This is a genomic window from Extensimonas soli (assembly GCF_029211265.1).
GTDB classification, from domain to species: Bacteria; Pseudomonadota; Gammaproteobacteria; order Burkholderiales; family Burkholderiaceae_C; genus Extensimonas; species Extensimonas soli.
This window is the reverse complement of sequence record NZ_JARGEL010000024.1, coordinates 197,064-221,127: the sequence shown is the minus strand read 5'-3', so window position 1 is coordinate 221,127 and position 24,064 is coordinate 197,064. Positions and strand designations below refer to the sequence as shown.

23 protein-coding genes are annotated in these 24,064 nt (G+C 67.8%); 18 read left to right on the top strand and 5 right to left on the bottom strand.

Features of this window, described 5'->3' with window-relative positions; translation table 11 throughout:
* Positions 1–24 precede the first annotated feature (24 nt).
* The gene (locus PYV55_RS11800) at positions 25–1,002 is read right to left on the bottom strand and encodes an NADPH:quinone oxidoreductase family protein (RefSeq protein WP_275851376.1); all 978 of its coding nucleotides are present in this window, start codon (positions 1,000–1,002) and stop codon (positions 25–27) included.
* Between the two features lie 102 nt (positions 1,003–1,104).
* On the opposite strand from PYV55_RS11800, the gene surE reads away from it, so the two are divergent.
* From surE to der, 15 genes are all read left to right on the top strand, one after another.
* Positions 1,105–1,854, top strand: a complete 750-nt coding sequence (gene surE, locus PYV55_RS11795) for a 5'/3'-nucleotidase SurE (RefSeq protein WP_275851374.1) — start codon at positions 1,105–1,107, stop codon at positions 1,852–1,854.
* Between the two features lie 10 nt (positions 1,855–1,864).
* Positions 1,865–2,632 (top strand): protein-L-isoaspartate(D-aspartate) O-methyltransferase, encoded by a 768-nt coding sequence (locus PYV55_RS11790; protein WP_275851371.1) that lies wholly within the window; start codon positions 1,865–1,867, stop codon positions 2,630–2,632.
* Positions 2,633–2,645: 13 nt separating this feature from the next.
* On the top strand, positions 2,646–3,533 hold the full coding sequence (locus PYV55_RS11785) for a peptidoglycan DD-metalloendopeptidase family protein (RefSeq protein ID WP_275851369.1): 888 nt from the start codon (positions 2,646–2,648) through the stop codon (positions 3,531–3,533).
* Positions 3,534–3,554: 21 nt separating this feature from the next.
* Complete coding sequence (locus tag PYV55_RS11780; protein WP_275851560.1) at positions 3,555–4,589, top strand: RluA family pseudouridine synthase; 1,035 nt, start codon at positions 3,555–3,557, stop codon at positions 4,587–4,589.
* A gap of 135 nt (positions 4,590–4,724) precedes the next feature.
* Entirely contained in the window at positions 4,725–5,369 is a 645-nt protein-coding gene (gene scpB, locus PYV55_RS11775) for an SMC-Scp complex subunit ScpB (RefSeq protein WP_275851368.1), read from the top strand.
* Between the two features lie 61 nt (positions 5,370–5,430).
* Positions 5,431–6,819: a pseudouridine synthase gene (locus tag PYV55_RS11770; RefSeq protein WP_275851366.1), complete on the top strand. Its 1,389-nt coding sequence runs from the start codon at positions 5,431–5,433 to the stop codon at positions 6,817–6,819.
* Between the two features lie 93 nt (positions 6,820–6,912).
* Positions 6,913–7,338 carry a nucleoside-diphosphate kinase gene (ndk, locus tag PYV55_RS11765; RefSeq protein ID WP_275851364.1) on the top strand — a complete coding sequence of 142 codons (426 nt, stop codon included), beginning with the start codon at positions 6,913–6,915 and terminating at the stop codon, positions 7,336–7,338.
* A gap of 122 nt (positions 7,339–7,460) precedes the next feature.
* Entirely contained in the window at positions 7,461–8,612 is a 1,152-nt protein-coding gene (gene rlmN / locus PYV55_RS11760) for a dual-specificity RNA methyltransferase RlmN (RefSeq protein ID WP_275851362.1), read from the top strand.
* 30 nt (positions 8,613–8,642) lie between these two features.
* Positions 8,643–9,476: a type IV pilus biogenesis/stability protein PilW gene (gene pilW, locus PYV55_RS11755; protein WP_275851360.1), complete on the top strand. Its 834-nt coding sequence runs from the start codon at positions 8,643–8,645 to the stop codon at positions 9,474–9,476.
* Positions 9,469–10,485 carry a helix-turn-helix domain-containing protein gene (locus tag PYV55_RS11750; protein WP_275851358.1) on the top strand — a complete coding sequence of 339 codons (1,017 nt, stop codon included), beginning with the start codon at positions 9,469–9,471 and terminating at the stop codon, positions 10,483–10,485. The genes pilW and PYV55_RS11750 overlap by 8 nt, the downstream gene beginning before the upstream one ends.
* Positions 10,485–11,798: a flavodoxin-dependent (E)-4-hydroxy-3-methylbut-2-enyl-diphosphate synthase gene (gene ispG, locus PYV55_RS11745; protein WP_275851356.1), complete on the top strand. Its 1,314-nt coding sequence runs from the start codon at positions 10,485–10,487 to the stop codon at positions 11,796–11,798. Before PYV55_RS11750 ends, ispG begins: the two co-directional genes overlap by 1 nt.
* Positions 11,799–11,891: 93 nt before the next feature.
* Complete coding sequence (gene hisS, locus PYV55_RS11740) at positions 11,892–13,223, top strand: histidine--tRNA ligase (RefSeq protein ID WP_275851354.1); 1,332 nt, start codon at positions 11,892–11,894, stop codon at positions 13,221–13,223.
* A gap of 18 nt (positions 13,224–13,241) precedes the next feature.
* Complete coding sequence (locus tag PYV55_RS11735; RefSeq protein WP_275851352.1) at positions 13,242–13,934, top strand: YfgM family protein; 693 nt, start codon at positions 13,242–13,244, stop codon at positions 13,932–13,934.
* Entirely contained in the window at positions 13,931–15,079 is a 1,149-nt protein-coding gene (gene bamB / locus PYV55_RS11730) for an outer membrane protein assembly factor BamB (RefSeq protein ID WP_275851350.1), read from the top strand. Before PYV55_RS11735 ends, bamB begins: the two co-directional genes overlap by 4 nt.
* 28 nt (positions 15,080–15,107) lie before the next feature.
* Positions 15,108–16,451: a ribosome biogenesis GTPase Der gene (gene der / locus PYV55_RS11725; RefSeq protein ID WP_275851348.1), complete on the top strand. Its 1,344-nt coding sequence runs from the start codon at positions 15,108–15,110 to the stop codon at positions 16,449–16,451.
* 39 nt (positions 16,452–16,490) lie between these two features.
* On the opposite strand, the gene PYV55_RS11720 is transcribed toward der, so the two are convergent.
* Both PYV55_RS11720 and PYV55_RS11715 read right to left on the bottom strand, forming a co-directional pair.
* Complete coding sequence (locus tag PYV55_RS11720; protein ID WP_275851346.1) at positions 16,491–17,933, bottom strand: bifunctional serine/threonine-protein kinase/universal stress protein; 1,443 nt, start codon at positions 17,931–17,933, stop codon at positions 16,491–16,493.
* Positions 17,930–18,697 (bottom strand): metallophosphoesterase family protein, encoded by a 768-nt coding sequence (locus tag PYV55_RS11715; RefSeq protein WP_275851344.1) that lies wholly within the window; start codon positions 18,695–18,697, stop codon positions 17,930–17,932. Before PYV55_RS11715 ends, PYV55_RS11720 begins: the two co-directional genes overlap by 4 nt.
* Before the next feature lie 411 nt (positions 18,698–19,108).
* On the opposite strand from PYV55_RS11715, the gene PYV55_RS11710 reads away from it, so the two are divergent.
* The 3 genes from PYV55_RS11710 to PYV55_RS11700 all read left to right on the top strand — a co-directional run bounded on the left by PYV55_RS11710 (position 19,109) and on the right by PYV55_RS11700 (position 21,739).
* Positions 19,109–19,819: a TerC family protein gene (locus tag PYV55_RS11710; protein ID WP_275851342.1), complete on the top strand. Its 711-nt coding sequence runs from the start codon at positions 19,109–19,111 to the stop codon at positions 19,817–19,819.
* A 7-nt stretch (positions 19,820–19,826) separates the two neighbouring features.
* Entirely contained in the window at positions 19,827–20,300 is a 474-nt protein-coding gene (locus tag PYV55_RS11705) for a hypothetical protein (RefSeq protein WP_275851340.1), read from the top strand.
* Between the two features lie 128 nt (positions 20,301–20,428).
* The gene (locus PYV55_RS11700) at positions 20,429–21,739 is read left to right on the top strand and encodes a lipase family protein (RefSeq protein WP_275851338.1); all 1,311 of its coding nucleotides are present in this window, start codon (positions 20,429–20,431) and stop codon (positions 21,737–21,739) included.
* A 60-nt stretch (positions 21,740–21,799) separates the two neighbouring features.
* Here PYV55_RS11700 and PYV55_RS11695 read toward each other — a convergent pair whose 3' ends face one another.
* Positions 21,800–22,756 (bottom strand): SGNH/GDSL hydrolase family protein, encoded by a 957-nt coding sequence (locus PYV55_RS11695; protein ID WP_275851336.1) that lies wholly within the window; start codon positions 22,754–22,756, stop codon positions 21,800–21,802.
* An 89-nt stretch (positions 22,757–22,845) separates the two neighbouring features.
* Positions 22,846–24,057, bottom strand: coding sequence for an L-threonylcarbamoyladenylate synthase (locus PYV55_RS11690; RefSeq protein WP_275851334.1), 1,212 nt, complete (start codon positions 24,055–24,057; stop codon positions 22,846–22,848).
* Positions 24,058–24,064: the final 7 nt, after the last annotated feature.

Genomic DNA, 24,064 nt, shown 5'->3' with positions numbered 1-24,064 from the left:
AGGCTGGAGGAGGCAAGAAGGGGGTCAGGCGTTTACCAGCACCAGCTTGCCCTGCACGCTGCGCGCGCCCATGTGCGCATACGCGGCCGGCAGTTCGGCCATGGGCAGCGCGCGGTCGATCACGGGCTTGATCCTGCCCTGCAGATACCCATCGATCAGCTCGGCCATCATCCTGGCGTACGCCTGCGGCTCGCGTTTGGCGCATTCGCCGAGCGACACACCGACCACGGAGGCGCCGCGCAGCAGGGCCAGGTTGAGCGGCAGGGATGGGATGGTGCCCGAGGCAAAGCCCACGACCAGATAACGGCCGCGCCAGGCGATCGAGCGGAAGGCCGGTTCAGCCAGATCGCCCCCCACGGGGTCGTAAATCACATCAGGGCCCTTGCCGCCCGTGAGCGCTTTGAGGGCCTCGCGCAGGTTTTGCTGGCTGTAGTTGATGGTCTCGTCGGCGCCTATGGAGCGGCACAGGGCGCACTTGCTGTCGTTGGATGCTGCCGCGATCACGCGCGCTCCCAGGTTCTTGGCGATCTGTATGGCCGCCGTGCCCACGCCGCCCGCCGCACCAAGCACGAGCACGGTTTCACCCGCCTTGAGCTGCGCGCGATCGACGAGCGCATGGTGCGAAGTGGCATAAATCATCACGAAAGCGGCCGCGTCCACGTGCGAAAAACCCGCCGGCAGCGGCAGACACTGTGCGGCCGGCACTACGGCGTGCGTGGCAAAGCCGCCTACCCCGGGCATGCACACCACGTGCTGGCCCACCTGCAATTGCGTGACGCCCGGCCCGAGCGCCTGCACCACGCCGGAAAATTCCGAACCTGGCACGAAGGGCAGCGGCGGCTTGATCTGGTACTTGTTCTGCACGATCAGCAAGTCGGGGAAATTCAGGCTCGCCGCCTTGATCTCTATCAGGACCTCGCCCTCCTTGGGCGTGGGAGTGGGCAGTTCGCTCCAGGTGAGCGCGTCGGCGCCAATGGGGTTGCTGCAAAGCCAGGCGTGCATGGAAAGTCTCCTGTCGTGAATGGGTACTGCGGTCTGCACAAGGGATCATAAGCGTGCGCCGTGCTCCTACAATGCCGCTCCATCTCCATACACGAACCCAGGATGAAGATTCTCCTTAGCAACGATGACGGCTACCAGGCCCCGGGCATCGTGGCCTTGCATGCAGCGCTCCAGGCCATCGCCGAGGTGGAAGTGGTCGCGCCAGAGCACAACAACAGCGCCAAGTCCAACGCCCTCACCCTGCATTCGCCGCTGTACGTGCACCGCGCGGCGAACGGTTTTCGCTACGTGAACGGCACCCCTGCGGACTGCGTGCACATCGCCCTCACGGGCTTGCTCGGCTACCGGCCCGACCTGGTGGTCTCGGGTATCAACAACGGCGCCAACATGGGCGACGACACGATTTACTCAGGCACCGTGGGCGCCGCCATGGAAGGCTATCTTTTCGGCATTCCGGCGATCGCTTTTTCGCAGGTGGACAAAGGCTGGGGCGAACTCGAGGCCGCCGCGCACAAGGCATGCGAAGTCGTTCAGCAGCTGCTTGCGCTGCCGCGGCCCGATCAGGAGCCCTGGCTGTTCAACGTCAACATCCCGAACATGCCGCTGACTGCGTTGCGCGCGTCCAGGTTCTGCCGGCTCGGGCGGCGCCACGCAGCCGAGCGCGTGATCACCCAGCAGAGCCCGCACGGCGAGGTGATGTATTGGATCGGCGGTGCCGGCCCGGCGAAGGACGACGCCGAGGGCACGGATTTCCATGCCACGGCGCAAGGCCATATAGCCATTACGCCACTGCAGATCGACCTCACTGACCACGCCAGGCTCGCCCACTGGGCCCGTGCCGCAGCGTGGTGAACAGGTTCTGATGGCCCGCAAACCCGGTTTTCCCGCCCAGCTCGACCTGCCGGCGGCCGCAGCCAGGGCTGCGCGCCCGGCGCCGGCGCCGCTGTCTGCACCAGCGGCCGCGCCGCAAGGGCTGGGCCTGGATTCGTCTGCGGTGCGCACGCGCATGGTGCAAAAGCTGGCCGCCAGTGGCATACGCAATGCCACCGTGCTGCATGCCATGGCCACCGTGGAGCGCCATCGCTTCGTGGACAGCGCGCTTGTCAACCAGGCCTATGAAGACACCAGCCTGCCTATTGGCCTGGGACAAACCATCTCCAAGCCCAGCATCGTGGCACGCATGAGCGAGCTGCTGCTCGGGGCGGAGGCTGCGCGCGGCGCAGGACTTGGGCGCGTGCTCGAAATCGGTACCGGCTGCGGTTACCAGGCGGCCGTGCTGAGTTGTCTCGCTCGCGAGGTCTATAGCATGGAGCGCCTGCGCGCCTTGCACGAAAAAGCGCGCGACAACCTGCGCCCCTTGCGCCTGGCCAACGTGCACTTGCTGTTTGGCGACGGCATGCTCGGCTATGCCCAAGGGGCGCCGTATGCGGGCATTCTGGCCGCGGCGGGCGGCGCAGCGGTGCCACAGGCCTGGACGGAGCAATTGGCCGTCGGTGGGCGGCTGGTGGCCCCGATGGCGCTTGCGGGGGGGCAGCAGGCGCTGCTGGTGCTCGACAAAACCGCACACGGGCTGCAACAAACCTTGCTCGAGCCCGTGCACTTCGTCCCCCTAAAATCGGGGATTGCCTGAAGGGAAGTCGATCATGTTGCTTTCGCGTAGTCTCGTCACTGCTTGGTTCATGGTGCTTGCCGCAGCGGCGCTCGTCGGCTGCAGCTCGACCCCTTTGGGCAAGGCGCCTGTCGAGGATCGCAGCAGCGGGTCTGGCGCAGCTGCCGCAGTCAAACCACCGCCGCCTGGCATAGAAAACGCCGGCAAACCAGGGTACTACACGGTCAAGCCGGGCGACACCCTGATCCGCATCAGCCTCGAGAACGGGCAGAGCTGGAAAGACGTGGCGCGCTGGAACAATCTCGACAACCCCAATCTGATCGAAGTCGGGCAGGTGCTGCGCGTGGTGCCGCCGGGTACGGCCGTGCCTTCTTCGGCCACTGCCGCAGCCGGCCCCGGTGTGGTCACGCACCCCGTGGCGTCCTCGAGTGTGGCTGCCACCGCCCCTGCCGCCACCGCCGCCAGTGCGCCCAAGTCCGCAGCCTCTGCGGCCACTGCGACCGCCGCCGTTGCGCCATCCGCCACCTCTGCAACTGCCGCCGCTCCGGTCGAGGACGACGTTTCCTTCATCTGGCCGGCCTCGGGCAGCCTGCTCGCGGGTTTCGACGAGGCGCGCAACAAGGGCTACGACATCGCCGGCAAAGCAGGCGACCCTGTTTACGCTGCCGCCGATGGGCGCGTGGTGTACGCAGGCGCCGGGCTGCGCGGCTACGGCAACCTCATCATCCTCAAGCACAGCAACACCTTCCTGACGGCCTACGCGCACAACCAGGCCCTGCTCGTCAAAGAGGACCAAACCGTGAAGCGCGGGCAGAAAATCGCCGAAATGGGCAGCACGGACGCCGACCGCGTGAAGCTGCACTTCGAAATCCGCAAGCAGGGCAAGCCGGTCGATCCGGCGCGCTACCTGCCTTCGCGCTGAACCTTGATTTCTGCGCCAGCGATGCGCCGTTGCGGGCCGCAGACCGGAATTCCTGCGCCAAGCCTTGCGCAGGAGCCGGGCGACGCAGATACCTTCGCGGAAGAGATTGGCGAGCTCGCCACTGCCGCCGCCGAGTTGCGGCAACTCGAGATCAACGCCGCCCAGCATGGCGCGCGCCTCGATCGGGCGCTGGCCGAGCTGGTGCCCGAGTTCTCGCGCAGCTACCTGCAGCAGCTGCTCGCGCAGGGGCTGGTGCAGCGCAACGGCCAGCCCGCGCTCAAGGCGGCCGCGCGCGTGCACGCGGGCGACCGGGTACTGGTGGAACTGCGCCCCACCCAGCAAAGCCAGGCCTTCACGCCGCAGGCACTGCCGCTGGACGTGGTCTATGAAGACGCCCACCTGCTCGTGATTTATAAGCCCGCCGGCATGGTGGTGCACCCGGCGCCCGGAAACTGGAGCGGCACCCTGCTCAACGGCCTGCTCGCGCGCGACCCCAGGGCTTTCGAGGTGCCGCGCGCGGGCATCGTGCACCGGCTCGACAAAGACACCAGCGGCCTGCTCGTGGTGGCCCGCGAGCGCAGCACCATGGACGCGCTGGTGCGCATGATCGCCGCGCGCAGCGTGCGCCGCGAGTACCAGGCAATCGCGCACCAGCGCTGGACAGGGCCCAAGCTGCGCCGCATCGACGCGCCGATTGGCCGCGACCCGCGCAACCGCCTGCGCATGGCCGTGGTGGACTTGGCCGTGCACGCGGGCAAACCCGCGCGTACCGACGTGCGCTGGCTCGGCGGCGATGACGCTTTTTGCTGGGTCGAGTGCAGCCTGCACACGGGCCGCACGCACCAGATCCGCGTGCACATGGCCTCGATCGGGCACCCGCTGGTGGCCGATGCCTTGTACGGCGGCGCCCCCGCGCTGGGTTTGCAGCGCCAGGCCTTGCACGCCTGGCGCCTCGCCTTCGCGCACCCGGTGACGGGGCAGGCCATGGAATTCGTCGCGCCCCTGCCACAGGACATGCGGCAGGCCCTGCAAAGGCTGGGCTACAATCCGCCCTGATTTTTTGGCTCTGTTGACGACGAGCCCGCCCGGTGTGACAGGCCAGAAGGCTGCGCTCATGCACTCCAGGGTGATGGACGCGAGGCCCTGCTTTCGTGACGCAGCGAGCATGCACGCAGCACTTTTCCTGAACCGATGAACACGATGGATGCCCCGCGCGTCCTCGAAGCCGCCTTGCTTTGCGCCCCGCAAGCGCTTGCGATGCGCCAGTTGCGCGCCCTGTTCGACGATGCGCTGGACGCCCAGGCGCTGGAGCAGATATTGCAGGCCTTGCAGCAGGAATGGGCAGAGCGTGGTCTCGAGCTGGTGCAGGTTGCGGGCGGCTGGCGCTTTCAAAGCCGGCCACAGCTGCAGCCGTATCTGGAGCGGCTGCATGCAGAAAAACCGCAGCGCCATTCGCGTGCAGCGCTCGAGACGCTGGCCATCATCGCGTACCGGCAGCCGGTCACACGCGGCGACATCGAGGACATCCGCGGCGTCACGGTGAACAGCCAGACGCTGCGGCAGCTCGAAGAGCGCGGCTGGATCGAGGTCGTGGGGCACAAGGAAACGGTGGGCCGACCGGCACTGTTTGCGACCACGCGCCAGTTTCTCGACGACCTGGGGCTGCAGTCGCTCGACCAGCTGCCTGCGCTCGACGAGCTCGCGGGCGGGGCACAGGCATTGATGGACAGGGTCATGCAGGTGACGGATGGGGATGGCGCTGCGCGCGGCGAAGTGGCCATGCCCCCCGCAGTCGCGCAGCCGACCCCGGCGGAGCAGGCCGGGACTGGCTCCTGACGACTCTGTGCGCGCATGAAAAAAGTGGGGTGCCCGAAGCGGTGCCCGGAGGAAGTGATTGATGAACGATTCCACGCTGGACTTGCAAAGTGCCGCTGGCGAAACCGCACCCGCTGCCAAGCCGGCGCGCCAACGCGCGGCACGTCCCAAAAAGGCGGCGCCCGAGAGCGCTGCGGCGGCCACGGCAGCGCCCGTTGTGCGCACCGACGATCCCACGCCGCAAGCGCCGCTGCCGGGGCAGGCCCCCGCGGGCGGGGATGGTGCGCAGGCGGTGCCCCCAAGGGCGCGTCGTGATGCGCCGCGCGCGCGCAGCCAAGGGGCGCGCGGCAAGCAGCCGCCGCCTGCTGCGGCCCACGGCGCGCAGGGCTACCAGTTTGCCGACGTGGTGTCGGGGCGCTTCGATGCCGACGAAGCCAGCGAGCTACCTGCGTTGCACAAGCGCGTGCTGCTGCCGCAGGCCGAAACGCCCAAGCTGCACAAGGTGCTTGCGCAGGCGGGGCTGGGTTCGCGCCTCGAGATGGAGCAGCTGATCCTCGAAGGGCGCATCTCGGTCAACAACGAGCCCGCGCACATCGGCCAGCGCATCCAGTACGGCGACCAGGTCAAGGTCAACGGCAAGCCGCTGCGTGTGCGCATCGCCCCGCCGCCCACGCGCGTGATCGCCTACCACAAGCCCGTAGGCGAGGTGGTGACGCACGACGACCCGCAAAACCGCCCGACGGTGTTCCGCAAGCTGCCCAGGCTGGTGCAGGGCAAGTGGCAGTCCGTGGGGCGGCTGGACCTGAACACCGAAGGGCTGCTGCTCTTTACCAATTCCGGTGCGCTGGCCAACCAGCTCATGCACCCGCGCTTTGGCCTCGAGCGCGAATACGCGGTGCGCGTGCTCGGCGCGCTGAGCGAGGAAGAAAAGCAGCGCCTGCTCGAAGGCGTGCGGCTCGAAGACGGCATGGCCTCGTTTCGCAGCATCGAGGAAGGTGGCGGCGAGGGCGCGAACTGCTGGTACCGCGTCACGATCGCCGAAGGGCGCAACCGCGAGGTGCGGCGCATGTTCGAAGCCGTGGGCCACGCGGTCAGCCGCCTGATCCGCATCCGCTACGGTGCCATGGTGCTGCCGCGCGGGCTGCGGCGCGGCGCCTGGCTGGAGCTCGACCCGCAGGAGGTACGGGCGCTCATGCAGGCCGCCGGTGTCGATGTCGATGAAGGCCAGGGCCGCGGCGCCAACGCCGCACGCCAGCGCGGCGCGAAACAAGGTGGTGCATCCGCGGGCAAGGGCAGCCCTTTGCGCAGCCCCCCATCCCGGCGTGACAAGGCCGACGGCCAGGGCCCGCGCGCAAACGCCCAGCCCGACCCCATGAAGACCTCGGTAGGCTACATCGGCCGGGACAGCCTCTCGCGCCAGCGCCAGACGCAGCGGCGCTCCGGCGGGGGGCGCTATGGCGGGGGACGTTGAGCGACGCACGCAGCGATGTGTAAATTCGGCGGTTTAGAATCAAAAGCTTTGCCCGCTGGGTGAGAATTTTTCAAAACCACCAAGGAAATTTTTATGGCCATCGAACGCACCCTTTCCATCATCAAACCCGACGCCGTCGCCAAGAACGTGATCGGCCAGATTTATGCCCGCTTCGAAGCCGCCGGCCTCAAGATCGTGGCCGCGCGCATGGCGCAGCTCTCGCACCGCGAAGCCGAGCAGTTCTACGCGGTGCACAAAGAGCGCCCCTTCTTCAAGGACTTGGTGGACTTCATGGTCTCCGGCCCGGTGATGATCCAGGTGCTCGAGGGCGAAAACGCCATCCTCAAGAACCGTGATCTCATGGGCGCCACCGACCCCAAAAAGGCGGCTGCCGGCACCATCCGCGCCGATTTCGCCGACAGCATCGATGCCAACGCCGTGCACGGCTCCGACGCTGCCGAGACCGCACAGGTCGAAATCGCCTTCTTTTTTGCCGGCTTGGACATCTGCTCGCGCTGACGTGCCGGCCTGTGCCTGAGAGGTTGAGAGTTTTCGGCCGCGACCGAAAAACTCTCAGCCTCTGACTTGGCGCAGCGGCTGCGGGCGCGGCACTCCCGGCACACCGGGGCAAGGGGATGCGTATGACGACCAACCTGCTGGAGTTCGACCTCGACGGGCTCGCGGCTTGGTGCGCGCAGCTCGGGGAAAAGCGCTTTCGCGCGACGCAGCTGTTTCGCTGGATCCACCAGCGCGGTGCGCGCGATTTCGACGCCATGAGCGACCTCGCCAAGTCGCTGCGTGACAAGCTCAAAGCACTGGCCTGCGTGGAATCGCTGCCCGTAGTGAGCGAGCAGGTTTCGCGCGACGGCACCATCAAGTGGCTGTTCGACGTGGGTGATGGCAATGCCGTCGAGGCCGTCTTCATCCCCGAAGACGACCGCGCCACCCTGTGCGTTTCGTCGCAGGCGGGTTGCGCCATAGGCTGCCGCTTTTGCTCGACCGGGCACCAGGGCTTCAGCCGCAACCTCACGACGGGCGAGATCGTCGCCCAGCTCTGGTGGGCCGAGCACGAACTGCGCCGGCGCTTTGGCACGAGCGAGCGCGTCATCTCCAACGTCGTGATGATGGGCATGGGCGAGCCGCTGCAGAACTACACGGCCCTCGTGCCGGCGCTGCGCGTGATGCTCGACGACCATGGCTACGGCTTGTCGCGCCGGCGCGTCACCGTGTCCACCTCGGGCGTGGTGCCCATGATGGACCGGCTCGCGCAGGACTGCCCCGTGGCGCTGGCCGTGTCGCTGCATGCACCCAACGACGCGCTGCGCGACAGCCTGGTGCCGCTCAACCGCAAATACCCGCTGCACGAGCTGCTCGATGCCTGTCGGCGTTATCTGGCGCACGCGCCGCGCGACTTCATCACCTTCGAATACTGCATGCTCGACGGCGTGAACGACCAGCCCGAGCATGCCGAGCAGCTGATCGCCTTGTTGCGCCCTACTGCCGCCGGCGGTGGGGTGCGCTGCAAGCTGAACCTGATTCCGTTCAATCCGTTCCCCGCCTCGGGCCTGCAGCGCTCCCCGGCAGCGCGGGTGGCGGCCTTTGCCAAAATGCTCTGCGACGCAGGCATCGTCACCACCGTGCGCAAGACGCGCGGCGACGACATCGACGCAGCCTGCGGACAACTCGCCGGCGACGTGCAGGACCGCACGCGCGCCGCCGAACGCATGGCGCGTCAACGTACCGTGGTACTGCACCGGGCGCCGGTGCAGCCGCGCGATTCCGTGCTGCCATAGGCATGACCGCATGACCTGGAGGTGTTCCGTATGAAGGCGAGAGAGGTTCTTGGCAGCCCGCTGCCGCGCTGGGGTTACCGTTGGGTGCTCGCAGGCCTGACGGCGGCGGCCCTGGCCGCTTGCGTGGCGCCACCGGGGACGGCGACGGGCGCGCATTCGGGCGAAATCGTTACTGCGTCGGACGAAACCGAGGGGCAGCGGCGCGCGCGCATCCGGCTGGAGCTGGCCGCGGGTTATTTCGAGTCGGGCAAGACCACGGTGGCGCTCGATGAGGTCAAGCAGGCGCTCATCGCCGACCCGAATTCCGCCGACGCCTACAACCTGCGCGGCTTGATTTACATGCGTCTCAACGACTACGGCATTGCCGAAGACAGTTTTCGGCGCGCCCTGGCCTTGCGCCCCGGCGATCCCGACTTGCGGCACAACTATGGCTGGCTGCTGTGCCAGCAGCGCCGGTTTGTCGAGGCCGAGCAGAATTTTGCCGCTGCCCTGGCCAGCCCCATCTACCAGGCCAAGGACAAGACGCTGATGGCGCGCGGTCTGTGCCAATCGGCCGCGCAGCAATACGCCGAGGCCGAACAGTCCTTTTTCAAGGCCTATGAACTCAATCCGGGCAATCCGGTGGTCGGCTACCACCTGGCCTCTCTGCTGCTGCGCCGCAACGATGCCGAAAGGGCGCGCTTTTACATCCGGCGCGTGAACAACAGCGAATTCGCCAACGCCGAGTCGCTGTGGCTGGGCATCAAGATAGAGCGCGCCTTGGGCAATACCGTGGCCATGGGGCAATTGGCCGAACAGCTGCACAAGCGCTTCCCCGAGTCCCGCGAGTGGACCGCCTACGAGCGCGGATCTTTCAATGACTGATGCGCATGTGACGCCCGAGGTGCCTGCGCAGGATGCTTCCAATATGGAAGCGGATGCGGTGCGCGCAGGTGCCCTGCTGCGCGCCGCGCGCGAGGCCGCGGGGGTGCACATCGCGACCCTTGCGGGCACGCTGAAGGTGCCGCTGGACAAACTGCAGGCGCTCGAAAACGGCGATCTCGCCGCGCTGCCGGACCGGGTGTTTGCGCGTGCGCTGGCTTCGAGCGTGTGCCGCAACCTCAAGATCGACCCCGCACCGGTGCTGGCGTTGTTGCCGCGGGCGGCGCCGGGTCCGCTGCCCTGGCAGGCGGAAGGCATCAACACGCCCGTCAAAACCGTGGCCGGAAAATCGCTGGATTTTTCCACCCAAGGAAAACACCGTTGGCTGGGCTGGCTCGTGCTGGCTTTGCTGCTGGGCGCGCTGGCCCTTGTTTTCTGGCCGCACGGTGCGCCTGTCAGCGGCGCCGCAGGGCCGAAGCCGGCGAGCGCGGCTGGCGCAGTGGCCTCTGCCGCGAGCGTGCAGCAAGAGCCCGAACCGCAGACGCCTTTGCCCCCATCCCCGACGCCGGGGCCTGCGACGGCGCAAGCGGTCGAGGCGCAAACCCCCGCCCCCGCCCCTGCTTCTGTCGCTTCTGCGGCATTTGCCGTGGCCGACGAAACACAGCGACCCAGCGTTTCGACCACGGCCACCGCCCCGGACGGCGGCGCCGCAGCCGCTGCTTCGGCTGCGGCGCCTTCCTCCGCAGCCCCGGCGCTTGCTGCCCCTGCGACGGGGGCAGACCTGCTGCTGCTGCGCGCACGCAGCGCGTCCTGGGTGCAGGTGCGCGACGCCGCCGGCAAGGTGGTGCAGGAGCGCACGCTGCAAGCCGGTGAGTCCTTGCCCGTGGCGGGCACGCCGCCGCTGGCAGTGGTGCTGGGGCGCGCCGATGCGGTCGAAGTGTTCGTGCGCGGCCAGCCGTTCGCGCCGCCTGCGGTGTCCAAAGGCAATGTGGCCCGTTTCGAGGTGAAGTAGTGGCAAACAACGCTCCTGGCAGTTCTCTTTCCCCCGCGCCCATCCCCCTGGCGCAGCCAGCGCCGCGGTGCGCGCGCCAGGCGCGCGTGGCCTGGGGCGGGCACGTGGTCACCGTGGGGGGCGATGCGCCCGTGCGCATCCAGTCGATGACCAACACGGACACGGCCGACGCCGTGGCCACGGCGATCCAGGTGCGCGAACTTGCGCGCGCGGGCTCGGAGCTCGTGCGCATCACTGTGAACACGCCCGAGGCTGCGGCCGCCGTGCCCTACATCCGCGAGCAGCTCGACCGCATGGGTGAGAGCGTGCCGCTGGTCGGCGACTTCCACTACAACGGCCACCGCCTGCTCACCGAATACCCGGACTGCGCGCAGGCGCTGTCCAAATACCGTATCAACCCCGGCAACGTGGGCCACGGCGACAAGCGCGACAAGCAGTTCGCGCAGATGATCGAAGCCGCCGTGCGCTGGGACAAGGCCGTGCGCATCGGCGTGAACTGGGGCAGCCTCGACCAGGCCCTGCTGGCCGAGCTCATGGACGCCAACAGCCGCCGCAGCACGCCCTGGGACGCGCGCCAGGTGATGTACGAGGCGCTCATCAGCTCGGCCATCGATTCGGCGCGCCAGGCCGAGCGCCTGGGGCTCGCGGGCGCGCAGATCATGCTTTCGTGCAAGGTCAGCGGTGTGCAGGACTTGATCGCGGTGTATCGCGAGCTCGCGCGCCGCTGCGACTATGCGCTGCACCTGGGCCTGACCGAAGCGGGCATGGGCACCAAGGGCACGGTGGCGTCGAGCGCGGCACTCGCCATCTTGCTGCAGGAGGGCATCGGCGACACCATCCGCGTCTCGCTCACCCCCGCGCCCGGTGAGGCGCGCACGCAGGAAGTCGTGGTCGCGGCAGAGATTTTGCAGGCGCTCGGGCTGCGCAGCTTCGTGCCCAGCGTCACGGCCTGCCCCGGCTGCGGGCGCACGACCAGCACCACCTTCCAGGAGCTGGCCAAGCAGATCGACGACTTTTTGCGCGCGCAAATGCCGCACTGGCGTGCGCGCTACCCCGGCGTCGAGGGCCTCAAGGTCGCGGTGATGGGCTGCATCGTCAACGGCCCCGGCGAGAGCAAGCACGCCGACATCGGCATCAGCCTGCCCGGCACGGGCGAGGCGCCGGCCGCGCCTGTGTTCATCGACGGCGAAAAAGCCCTGACCCTGCGCGGCGAACACATCGCGCGCGATTTTCAGCAGGTGGTGGAAAACTACGTGCAAAAGCGCTTCGGCGCGCAGCCAGGCGCTGGGCAAAGCCCTGTCGCGTCGGTTTGATACGAAAGCGCCCGCGGGCGCTGTAAAAAAACAGGAAAAAACGCCTGCAGTGCAGTATTTGCGCGCGATGGGTCATCAAAAAACAGAGCAAACATGACAGAGAGCATCGAGAAAAAAGCGCCTGCGGCCAAGCCCGAAAAGCTGGTCGCCGTGAAGGGCATGAACGACATCCTGCCGCCCGAATCCGCGCGCTGGGAATGGCTCGAAGGCAAGGTGCGCGGCCTCATGGAGCGCTACGCCTACCGCAATCTCCGCACGCCCATCGTCGAGCCCACGGCGCTGTTCGTGCGCGGCCTGGGCGAAGTGACGGACATCGTCGAAAAAGAGATGTATTCGTTCGAAGACAAGCTCAACGGCGAGCACCTGACGCTGCGCCCCGAGGCCACGGCCGGCGTGGTGCGCGCCGTGGTCGAGCACGCACTGCTGTACGACGGCGGCAAGCGCCTGTACTACATGGGGCCGATGTTCCGCCACGAGCGGCCGCAGCGCGGGCGCTATCGCCAGTTCCACCAGATCGGCGCCGAGGCGCTGGGCTTTGCGGGCCCCGAGGTCGATGCCGAACTGATCTTGCTCGCGCACGCGCTGTGGCAGGAGCTCGGTCTGCACGACGTGCGCCTCGAACTCAACAGCCTGGGCCAGCCCGAGGAGCGCAAGGCGCACCGCAGCGCCTTGATCGCGCACTTCGAGCGGCACCTCGAGCAGCTCGACGAAGACGCGCGCCGGCGCCTGCACAGCAACCCTTTGCGCATCCTCGACACCAAAAACCCGGCCATGCAGCCCATCGTCGAGGCCGCGCCGCGCCTGCTCGACTTCCTGGGCGCGGCGTCGCGCGCGCATTTCGAGCGCGTCACGGCGATTCTGGACGCGAGCGGCGTGGCCTGGCGCGTCAACCCGCGTCTCGTGCGCGGCATGGACTACTACAACCTCACGGTGTTCGAGTTCATCACCGACCAGCTCGGCGCGCAGGGCACGATCTGCGGCGGCGGGCGCTACGACTACCTGATCGAGCAGATTGGCGGCAAGCCCGCGCCTGCCGTGGGCTGGGCGCTCGGCGTCGAGCGCGTGCTCGAGCTCGTCAAAGAACAGGGCGAGGCCCCGCCCGCACCCGTGCCCGACGCCTACGCCATCGTGCCTGATGCGGCTGCGCTGCCCACCGCCATGGCCACGCTGCAAGGCTTGCGTGCGCTGGGCGTGCGCGTGCAGATGCACGCCGCACCAAGCGCGGACGCAGGCATGGGCAGCATGAAGTCGCAGTTCAAAAAGGCCGACGCGAGCGGCGCACGCTTCGCGCTCGTGTTCGGCGCGGATGAGCTCGCGCGCGGCGCGCTCACCTGCAAGGCGCTGCGCGATGGCAGCGGTGCACAAACCGAGCACGCGCTCGCCGACCTGCCCCCCCTGGCCGCCACCCTACAATCGCAGCGCTGATTTCCCTCACCACCACCCATGGCCCAACACCTAGACCTCGAAGAACAAGAGCAGATCGAGCAGCTCAAGCATTTCTGGAACACCTGGGGCAACCTGATCACCGCCGTGCTCGTGCTGGCGTTTGGTGCGCTCGCTGCCTGGAATGGCTACCAATACTGGCAAAACCGCCAGGCCACGCAGGCGGCCGCCCTGTTCGACGCGCTCGACGTGGCGGCAAGTGCCGGTGACGTGCAAAAAATGGAGCAGGCTTTCGCCGATCTGCGCGCCTCTTATGCCAGTACGGTGCAGGCCGCGCAGGCCGGCTTGCTGCTCGCCAAGGCGCAGGTGGACAAGGGCCAGCTCGACGCAGCCAAAGGCACGCTGGCCTGGGTGGCGAATGATGCGGGCGAAGAGGCCTACCAGGCGCTCGCGCATTTGCGCCTGTCTGGCGTGCTCATGGAGCAAAAAGCCCTGGACGAGGCGCTCAAGCAAGTCTCAGGCAACTTTCCCGCGCAGCTCGCAGCGCTCGTCGCCGACCGCAAGGGCGACATTCTGATGCTCATGGACAAGCGCAAAGAGGCCGCATCCGCTTACGCCGATGCCTACAAGGCTTTCGATGCCGAGAGCCCATACCGCCGCCTCGTCGAAATCAAGCTGCAAGCGCTGGGCGCAGCGCCCGAAGCGAACGCGGCTTCCGCGCCCAGCCCGGCAACCAAAGAGGAACGCTCATGACGACCAAAGCCAGCGCTTTTTTGCGCTTTGCGCTCCTGCTGGTGCTCGCTGCCGTGCTCAGCGCCTGCTCGTGGCTGGGCATAGGCGGCGGCTCCAAGCAAAAACCCGCTGACCTGGGGCCTAACGTGCCCGTGCTCGCGGTGCGCCAGTCGTGGACGGCGCGCATTGGCAGCGTCGAAAGCCTGCCACTCGAGGTGCAGGTCAACGGCCATGTGGTCACGCTCGCCGCGCGCGACGGCACGGTGGCTGCGCTCGACGGGCGCACGGGCGGCGACATCTGGCGTACCGACCTGCGCACCCCGCTGTCCGCGGGTGTGGGCAGCGACGGTAAGTGGGCGGCCGTGGTCACGCACGACAACCAGCTCGTGGTGCTCGAAGGCGGCAAGGAGCTGTGGCGTCAGCGCCTGGGCACGCAGGTGTTCACGCCGCCGCTGGTGGCGGGCTGGCGCGTGTTCGTGCTTGGCGCGGACCGCTCGGTGAGCGCTTTCGACGCCGCCACGGGCCGGCGTCTGTGGGCGCAGACGCGCACCAGCGATCCGCTGGTGCTGCGCCAGGCCGGGGTCTTGCTGCCCGTGCGCGACACGCTCGTGGCCGGCATTTCCGGGCGCATGGTGGGCTTCAACCCCGACAACGGCAGCATCCGTTGGGAGGCGCCAATCGCTAGTGCGCGCGGCACGAACGACCTCGAACGCCTGATCGACCTCGTCGGGCGCGTGAGCCGTGAGGGCGACAGCGTCTGCGCGCGCGCCTTCCAGGCGGCCGTAGGCTGCGTGGACACGGCGCGCGGCACGGTGGCGTGGACGCAGCTCGCGAGCGGCGCCGAAGGCGTGCACGGCGACGCGGACTACGTCTATGGCACCGAAAGCAATGGCATCGTCGTGGCCTGGCGGCGCCTGGATGGCACGCGCGCCTGGACGGTGGACCGGCTCAAATTCCGCAAGCTGACCGCGCCGCTCGCGCTCGGCCGCGCCGTGGTGATCGGCGACAACACCGGCCTGGTGCACCTGCTCGCACGCGACGACGGCGCGCCGCTCAATCGCCTGAGCACCGACGACTCCGGCGTCGCCGCTGCGCCTGTCGTAGCCGGCGAAACGCTGATCGTCGTCACGCGCAAGGGCAACGTCTATGGCTTTCGCCCCGAATGATCACCATGAATGATCGGATACCAAGCGCATGAAACCCGTGATCGCCCTCGTCGGGCGGCCGAATGTCGGTAAATCGACGCTGTTCAACCGCCTCACCAAGTCGCGCGATGCGATCGTGGCCGACTTCGCGGGGCTCACGCGCGACCGCCACTACGGCCAGGGCCGCCAGGGCAGGTACGAATACATCGTCATAGACACCGGCGGCTTCGAGCCCGACGCGGCCAGCGGCATCTACCACGAAATGGCCAAGCAGACGCAGCAGGCCGTGGCCGAGGCCGACGTGGTGCTGTTCGTGGTCGATGCGCGCGCGGGCCTTTCGGCGCAAGACCACGACATCGCAAACTACCTGCGCCGCCTGGGCAAGCGCAGCGTGCTCGTGGCCAACAAGGCCGAGGGCATGCACGAAGGTGCGCAGCTCACCGAGTTCTACGAGCTCGGCCTGGGCGAGGTGCTCCCCGTCTCGGCCGCGCACGGCCAGGGCATACGCAGCCTGATCGAGCTCGCGCTCGAACCCCTGCAAGGGCCCGAACCCGAGGAAGCGCCCGAGGACGCTGCCGCGCAGGGTGTGATCCGGCTTGCCGTCGCGGGGCGCCCGAACGTGGGCAAGTCCACGCTCATCAACGCCTGGCTTGGTGAAGAGCGCCTCGTCGCCTTCGACCTGCCGGGCACCACGCGCGACGCCATCAGCGTGCCCTTCGAGCGCAACGGCCAGCGCTTCGAACTCATAGACACCGCGGGCCTGCGCCGCAAGGGGCGCGTGTTCGAGGCCATCGAAAAATTCTCCGTCGTCAAGACCCTGCAGGCCATAGAGTCGGCGCACGTGGTGCTGTTGCTGCTCGACGCGACCCAGGGCGTGACCGACCAGGACGCGCACATCGCAGGCTTCGCGCTCGAGAGCGGCCGCGCCGTGGTGCTCGCGGTCAACAAGTGGGATGCGGTGGACGAGTACCAGCGCCAGCTGCTCGAGCGCTCGATCGAGACGCGGCTGGCCTTTCTGAAGTTCGCCAAAATCCACTTCATCTCGGCCAAAAAGCGCCAGGGGTTGGGCCCGCTCTGGGCCTCCATCATCGAAGCCTACCAGTCGGCCACGCGCAAAATGCCCACGCCGGTGCTCACGCGCGTGCTGCACGAGGCCGTGCAATACCAGGCGCCCAAGCGCGCCGGCATGTTCCGCCCCAAGCTGCGCTATGCCCACCAGGGCGGCATGAGCCCGCCCGTGATCGTGATCCACGGCAACTCGCTCGAGCATGTCGCGGACGCCTACAAGCGCTACCTCGAAGGGCGTTTCCGCAAGGAGTTCAAGCTCGTGGGCACGCCCTTGCGCATCGAGTTCAAAACTTCGCAAAACCCCTACGCCGACAAAGGCGAGTGAGCGCAGCAAGCCGTTTTCGGCGTTCCGCGGCAACGATTTTCAGGCGCCGCCATCCGCCGCCTCGATGCGCGCAAGCGCCTCGAACGGCAGGGTCTGCTTGACCAGAATCAGCGTGCAGGGCGCATCGCGCGCCACGCGCATGGGCACGGTGGCAACGAAGCGCTGCAGCTGCAGGCCGTGCGTGGCCGCGCCCAGGATCATCAGGCTGACGTGGTTGCCCGCGGCGTAGCGCACCAGTGCCTGCGCCACGTCACTCGCCTCGAGCACGTGGTAGCTCACGCTGTGGCCGTGCAGGTCGAGCGGCGCCACCCATTCCTTGAGGCGTGCGATGTGCTGGCGGTGCAGGCTGGTTTCGCTGCGCGCGCTGTCGCTGGTGCTGCTGGCCGAGGGCGAAAGCACCGTCACGCAGGCCAGCCGCGCGCCCGGACGTATGCCTAGCGAGCGCGCCAGGGCCTGGCGCAGCGAATACAGCGTGGCGTCGCTCACGTCCTCATGCGGCACGGCCACCATGACGATGGGCACCTCTTCGATCTGCCGCGCGGGCAAGGGGCTGGGCTGGTAGTGCATGCCCATGGCCTTGATCCAGCGCCGCAGCTGGCTGCGCAGGGTGGGCCCGCGCAACTGTTGGCCGCGCTCGGTCAGCGGCACTTGCTCGGGGTTGCGCAGGTCGAAAGCCAGGTGCGCAGCCGAGGGGTAGCGCTGCGCGGCCTCGGCTTCGAGGCAGCGCAGGACGACTTCCTGCAGCCAGGGCGGCAAGTCGGGCCGGTGGCGGCGCGGCGGCGTGGGCGCCATCCACAGGCGCTGGCGCATGCCGCCGCGCGTGGTCGGGGCGCCAAAGGGCAGCTCGCCCGTCGCCAGTTCGTAGAGCATCACGCCGATGGCGAAGATGTCGCTGCGCGGGTCGCCGCGCACGCCCACCACCTGCTCGGGCGCGATCCAGGCGGGCGAGCCCACGGCCAGGCGCAGCTCCTCGGCGAGCAAGTCGGGGTAATGCGCATGCCACGACAGCCCGAAGTCGAGCAGTACGGCGTGGTCGGGCGTCTTGAACAGCACGTTGCCGGGCTTGAGGTCGAGGTGGCAGGCGTTTTGCTGGTGCAGGCTGTGCGCGGCGTCGGCCATGGCGGCGCCCAGGCGCGCGATCTCTTGCGGCTCCAGGCGCTGGCCCAGCCAATGCTCAAGCGTCTGGCCGGGCACGTATTCCATCACCAGGTAGGGCAGGCGCTGCAGGTCGCCGGCCGCGACGAAGCGCGGCACGTGCGGGCCCGTGAGCGCGGGCAGGATTTGCAGCTCGACCTCGAAGCTCACGATGTTTTCAGCGCCGTCCCCTGCGGTCATGCGCGGGATTTTCATGGCCATCGGAAAGCCCGGATCGGGCGCGCCCTGCGCGTATTCGACGCGGTAGATGTGCGCCATGCCGCCCGCGTGGATGCATTCGAGCACGCGAAAGCCATCGACGAGGGCGCCGGCCTCGAGCAGCTTCATTGCCCCTGCTCCAGCCGCTGGGCAAAAAACTCCGGCAGCGCGCCTGTGGCACGGATCGCTGCGGCCGCGGCCTCGTGGTCGTATGCCACGCGCTCGAAGCGCAGCAGCCAGGCGCGGGTATCGAGCAAGGCGTACATGGCGCGCGCATCACCGTCGCGCGGCTGCCCGACCGAGCCCACCGTGGCCAGCCACTGCCGGTGCGGCGCGACCGGGATAGCCACGCCAGCCACCGGCGCAAAGCGCATCAGGCCGCGCCCCGTGCCGCGGTAAAAAAGGCTTTGCTGGTGCACATGGCCGCAAAACACGTGCTGCACTCCAGGGTGCTGCGTGGCGGCGTCCAGGCTTTGCTGCGCGACCACCGCGTTGTCTGCGTAGCGCCAGCGCTCGGGCGCGTCGGCACTTGCGTGCACGAGCAAGACGCCATCGAGCACGGCCGTGAGCGGCAGCGCCGCGAGAAAGTCGCGCTCTTCGGCGGCCAGCTGCGCATGCGTCCAGGCCGCACTCAGCGCCGCCATCGAAGGGGCCTGCTGCGCCGCTGCGGGCGTCGGGCGTACAGCCTGCGCGTCGTGGTTGCCCTGCACGAGCAGCGCGCCTTGCGCCGCAAGCTCCATGGCCTGCTGCACCACGTAGCGCGGATCGGCCCCGTAGCCCACGAGATCGCCGAGCAGCGCAAAGCGCTCGGCACCTTGCGCGCGCGCGTGCGCCATACAGGCATCGAAAGCCTGGCGGTTCGCGTGCAGGTCGGACAAAAGAGCGAGTTTCATGGCGGTGCTGGCAAAGCTCCATGGTAAACGCCCGGAACACCGGCACGCAGCAGGCAAAGGACTCCCGTCTTGCGTGCGGTCTCGCGCCCGGTTTTGCGCTGCCCAGCCGAACATGGTGCACAATCGCTGCTTCGAAGGGGAGTAGCTCCCTGCGTGCGGCGCAGCTTGCAAATGCCGCACAGCATCGGAAACGTCGTCAATACGAGGCGCGATGGTGGGTACCACCGTGGCGCCTCCGGCCTTCCGGGCAAATGGTCAGTGCCGTTTGCCGAGCAAGACCTTCGGTTGGACCCATTGCCGGGTTGGCCGAAGTGCGCTTGCGTCCCGCCTGTTTGAGCAAGGCGCGGACAGGGCACCAGATCCAGCGGGCAAATGGGTGATCCCCGTGTTTTCACCCGAATGGAACTGCCCATGGAAATTTTTTCTGCCCAATGGTTCACGGCCCTGCTGGCCATCGTGCTCATAGACCTCGTGCTCGCGGGCGATAACGCCATCGTGATCGCGCTGGCCGCGCGCAGCCTGCCCAAGCATCTGCAGCGAAAAACCATCGTCTGGGGCACGGTGGGCGCCATCGTGGTGCGCGCGCTCATGACGCTGGTGGTCGTGTGGCTGCTCAAGATTCCTGGACTCATGCTCGTCGGCGGGCTGGGCCTGCTGTGGATCGCGTTCCAGCTGCTGGCCGAAAAAGACGAGGATGACGCGCATGGCGCAGCCACAGTCACCTCTTTCTGGGGCGCGATGAAGACCATCATCGTCGCCGACGCGCTCATGGGCATAGACAACGTGCTCGGCGTCGCGGGTGCGGCACAAGGCTCGATGGCGCTGGTCATCGCCGGCCTTTTGATCAGCGTGCCTATCGTGGTGTTCGGCAGCACCGTGGTGCTCAGGCTGGTCGAGCGCTTTCCGGCCATCATCCAGCTGGGGGCAGCGGTGCTGGCGTTCACGGCGGGCAAGATGATCGTGAATGAAAAATTGCTTGCGCCCGTATTCAAAGGCCCTGAATGGACACACCAGCTGGCGTATTGGGGCTTGATCGTTCTTGCCGTCGCTGCCGTCCTGGGTGCCGGCGCATGGCAAAAGCGCCGCCGGGCGATTGCCATTCAAAAACAAACGACACACTGAGGCTGCCATGAACACACCGATTTCCTCTTCGCGCGCATCCAGCCCGGCAACGGCGGCCATGCCGGTGCTCGTCTATCTCGACGATGCGGAGCATGCGCAGCAGCACATGGCGCAGCTGGCCGCTTGCGCCCCGGCTTCCCACTGGATTCTGGTGGCCTGCGCGCCGCGCATCACGCACCGCATCAGCAAATGGGTCAGCCACAGCAGCCGCGAAAACTGGCGCAAACGCTGGGCCGACAAACTTTTTGCCCAGATGCAGCCCTGGTTGCAGGAGCGTGGCGCGCAGGCCACCACGGTGCTTGCCACGGGGCCGCTGGAAGAGCTCACGCAGGCGCTGCAAGCCGAATGGGGTGCCTTGCACATCGTGGACGCGCGCCGCCCCAAACTGGAGGCTGCGTTCACGTCCAACCCGGCGGCATCCGGGGCGCTGCGCAGCTTTTTGCTCGGATTTGGCGTGCTGCTGGCGTTGCAGGGAGATTGACTTCCCGGGGCATTGTTTTGCGCAATGCCCGAGGGAATGGCCGGTCGTTGTTTTTTGATTCGCGTTAATCCCGATGGCCTGGGCCGCCGAATTGCAGGCATGATGAGAAATATTTCCAAAGGATTCCCATGCTGCCCTTTCGCCTCACCTGCATCGCTGCGAGTCTGCTGGCCCTGAGCGCCTGCGGCGGCGGCTCCGACGAGCCTGGCCGCGGCGCTTTGCTGGAACCGCCCACCACGGTGGCCACGCTCAGCGTCGCGCAAATCGATGCGACTTCTGCCAGCCTGGGCCTGCAGCCCTTGAGCGGCACGGCGCACTGCGATGTCAAGGTGGTGGCGCTGCACTACGCCACGCCGGGCGCGCGTGCGGGTGAGCACAGCGATGCCTCGGGCGTGCTGCTCGTCCCTTCGGGGAGCTATGCCGGCTGCTCTGGCCCCGCGCCGCTCGTGGCCTACGCACCCGGCACCTCGGTGGAAAAGCCGCGCACCCTCGCAGACCCTCAAAACGATGAAACCTTTCTGCTCGCGGCCATGTACGCCGCGCAGGGCTATGCCGTGGTGGCGACCGATTACCTGGGCTACGCCAGGTCGAGCTACAGCTTCCACCCCTACCTGCATGCGGATTCCGAGGCCAGCTCGGTGCTCGATGCGATCCGCGCCGCACGCACGGCCGCTTCATCGGTGGGGGCCAGCCTGTCGGGCAAGGCCATGCTGGCCGGCTATTCGCAGGGCGGACATTCTTCGGCCGCGGCGCAGCGCGCCGCCGAACGCGACGCGCCCGCGGAGTTCAACATCGTGGCCGCCGCGCACATGGCTGGGCCCTACAACCTCTCGGGCTCGCTGCGCGTGCCCGAAGCCATCGCGGGCATACAGTTCTTCGTGCCGTTTTTCATCACCGCCTGGCAAAAAATCTACGGCGACGTCTATACCGATGTGAAAACGGTGTTCAAAGACCCCTACGCGGCCACGATCGAAAATCTGCTGCCCAGCCCCACGCTGACCGACACCACGCTGATCACTACAGGCAAGCTGCCCGGCGGCACGCCCACGCAGGCGCGCGACGCGCTGTTCCAGCCCGCGTTCCTCACGGGCATACAGACCGACCCGAACCACCCGCTGGCAGTCGCGGCGCGCCGCAACGACTTGCTGGGCTGGACGCCGCGCGCCAAAGTGCTGTTGTGCGGCGGCGCCGGCGACCCGACCATCCCGCCCGCGGTGCACCAGAACGTTTTGAAGGCGGACTTCGACAGCCGCGGCGTCACCAACGTCGTGTCGGTCGATGTCGATGCGCAGGTGCAGGCCACGTTCGGCCCGGGCGGCGCAGCGCCGACCGACCCCACTTCCGCCGACTATGCGACCTATTACGGCAATTACCACGGCAGCTACGAGCCGCCGTTCTGCCACGCGCAGGCCAAAGCGCTGTTCGACAGCGTGAAGTGAGCTCCACGCTCGGGAACGAAAAAGCCGCCCTGGGGCGGCTTTTTCGTTTAGCGGCAGCTTTTACCAGCGCAGCGTGAGCTGGTCGTAAGCGTAGTCGCCAAACTGGCGGTGCGCCGAGGGCGTGAGGTAGATCGGGTCGGCGAAGACGTACCGGAGCGGGTCTGCCCCGGCGACCAGCGTCGCACTGGTGCACAGCGCCGAGTTGACCTGGTTCGTGCCTATGCCAATGCCGTTGCCCGGGTCTATGGACGTGCACACGGGCTTGTCGGTCACGGAAAAACTGAACGAGCCGGGCGAGTTGACGTAGAGGTTTACGTAATACTCGGTGTCGAGATACAGCACGTTGGCCCCCAGATCGACGATGCTGACCTTGAGGCTGTCGTTGAGCGCGCGGCTGGCCCTGTAGAGCAGGTCTTTCTGGTTGATGGTCGCAGCCCAGGGCGTCTTGCTGAGATCGTCGGCGCTTGCGAGCAGCACGTGCGCGGCGCCGGCGTTGACCAGGCGACGCACCTGCGCGCCCAGATCCTTGCCCGTCTGGGTTGCGGCAGCGACCATGGCGTCTGCCGTCATGCTGCCGGCAATCACGGCCTGCATATCCGCAATCAGGTCGCTGGCGCCGCCGTTGACCACGATCAGGTCGCTCGAAGAAAACTGGTTCGCGGCGAGAAAGGCGTCGATCTGCGCGGCAAGCGGCGGCGCGCTGCCACCCGCGGCGTCGGGCGTGGCGAGCACGCGCGCGTTGCCCGTGGCGTAGCTCAGGCCGCCCGCAGACGAGGGCGTGATGCTTTTGCCGTAGTGCGCGGCCAACTGCAATGTCCAGTTGTTCACCGAGCCGTCGTTGACCGTATAGCGCTTGCCGCCGTTTTGTCCGATGTCGCTGAGCGCATCGCCGAAGACGATGAAGCGGTTCGGTGTGAGTGCCGATGACACGGAGCTCGAGCCGCATGCTGCGAGCACCATGGCCGTAGCGCCCGCACACAAGGCGAGGGCGATGCGGCGCATCCAATTTGCTGCCATAGAAGTTTCTCCAAAAACGAAGCGCTAAGTTTAACGATGCAGAGAAAAGAAAGGTGGCGCGCAAGGCGGGTGCGTACCAGCGAAGAGGTTCAAGCCGCCGCCGCTGCGCGCAGCAGCCGATCGCGCACGCCCTCCCAGGCGGGGGTGTCGGGCGGGGTTTCGATCCAGATCAGCGCCACGCCTGCGGCGTCGAAGGCGCGCAGCGCGGCGAACAATTCCTGCGCCACGGCGGCGGCATCCTCGGGCATGCGGCGCAGCACGACCTGTGGCGCCACGCCACGCAGCGGCGTGCGCGCATACACGCCGAGCCGCGCCGCATCGGCGCCGAGCAGGTCGAGCGCCGTCTGCAGCGCGCGCGCGTCCATGAGGCGCACCTTGGCCGTCGGCGCATAGTGGGCTTCCAAGGTGCCCGAGGCGCGCGGGGTCTGCGCTGGAAGCTCCTCTTTCGAGAGCGGTTGGAGCCCGCAGGCGGCCGCGATTTGCGCGCGCGTGATGGCGCCGGGGCGCAGCAGCACAGGCCGCCCGCGCGTGCAGTCGATGATGGTCGATTCGATCCCCACGGCGCAGGGGCCGCCGTCGAGCACTAGCAGTTCCTCGCCGAACTCGGCCTGTACGTGTGCGGCGGTGGTTGGGCTCACGCGGCCGAAGCGGTTGGCGCTGGGCGCGGCGAGGCCCAGCAGCCTGTCGGACTTTGGAATCGTCGGCTGCGAATGCGCCGCAGCGGCCCATTTTTGGCTTCGCCGCTCTTCGAGAACACCGTCTTCTTGCCCCATAGTCCCGCTATGGGGCGGCGAATCCGGCAAAAATTGGTCTCGCTGGGGTGCATTCTCGCTTTCGACGCCCAAAGTCCGACAGGCTGCTAGGACGTGGCGCTCGCCCTTGCCCGCATCGGGCGGCGCCGCGCAGGCGCGCAGCACGGCCTGCGCCACAGGGTGCGCGGGGCAGCGCAGGCCCACGCTGGGCTGGCCGCCTGCCGCGGCCGTGGCGACGCCCGCGCGGCGCGGCAGGATCAGCGTGAGCGGGCCGGGCCAGAAGGCATCCATGAGCGCTTGCGCAAACGGCGGCACCTCGCTCGCGAAATGCGCGACGGCTGCGGCACGGTCGCTGTCGGCCACGTGCACGATCAGCGGGTGGTCGCTCGGGCGGCCTTTGAGCGCAAAGATCTGCGCCACGGCGGCCGGGTCGTCGGCGTCGGCGGCGAGGCCGTACACCGTTTCGGTCGGCAGGCCCACGAGCGCACCCGTGCGCAAGGCGTGCGCGGCGGCGGCGATGGCGGCGGGGTCGGTGCCGGGCAGGATCATGGTGCGA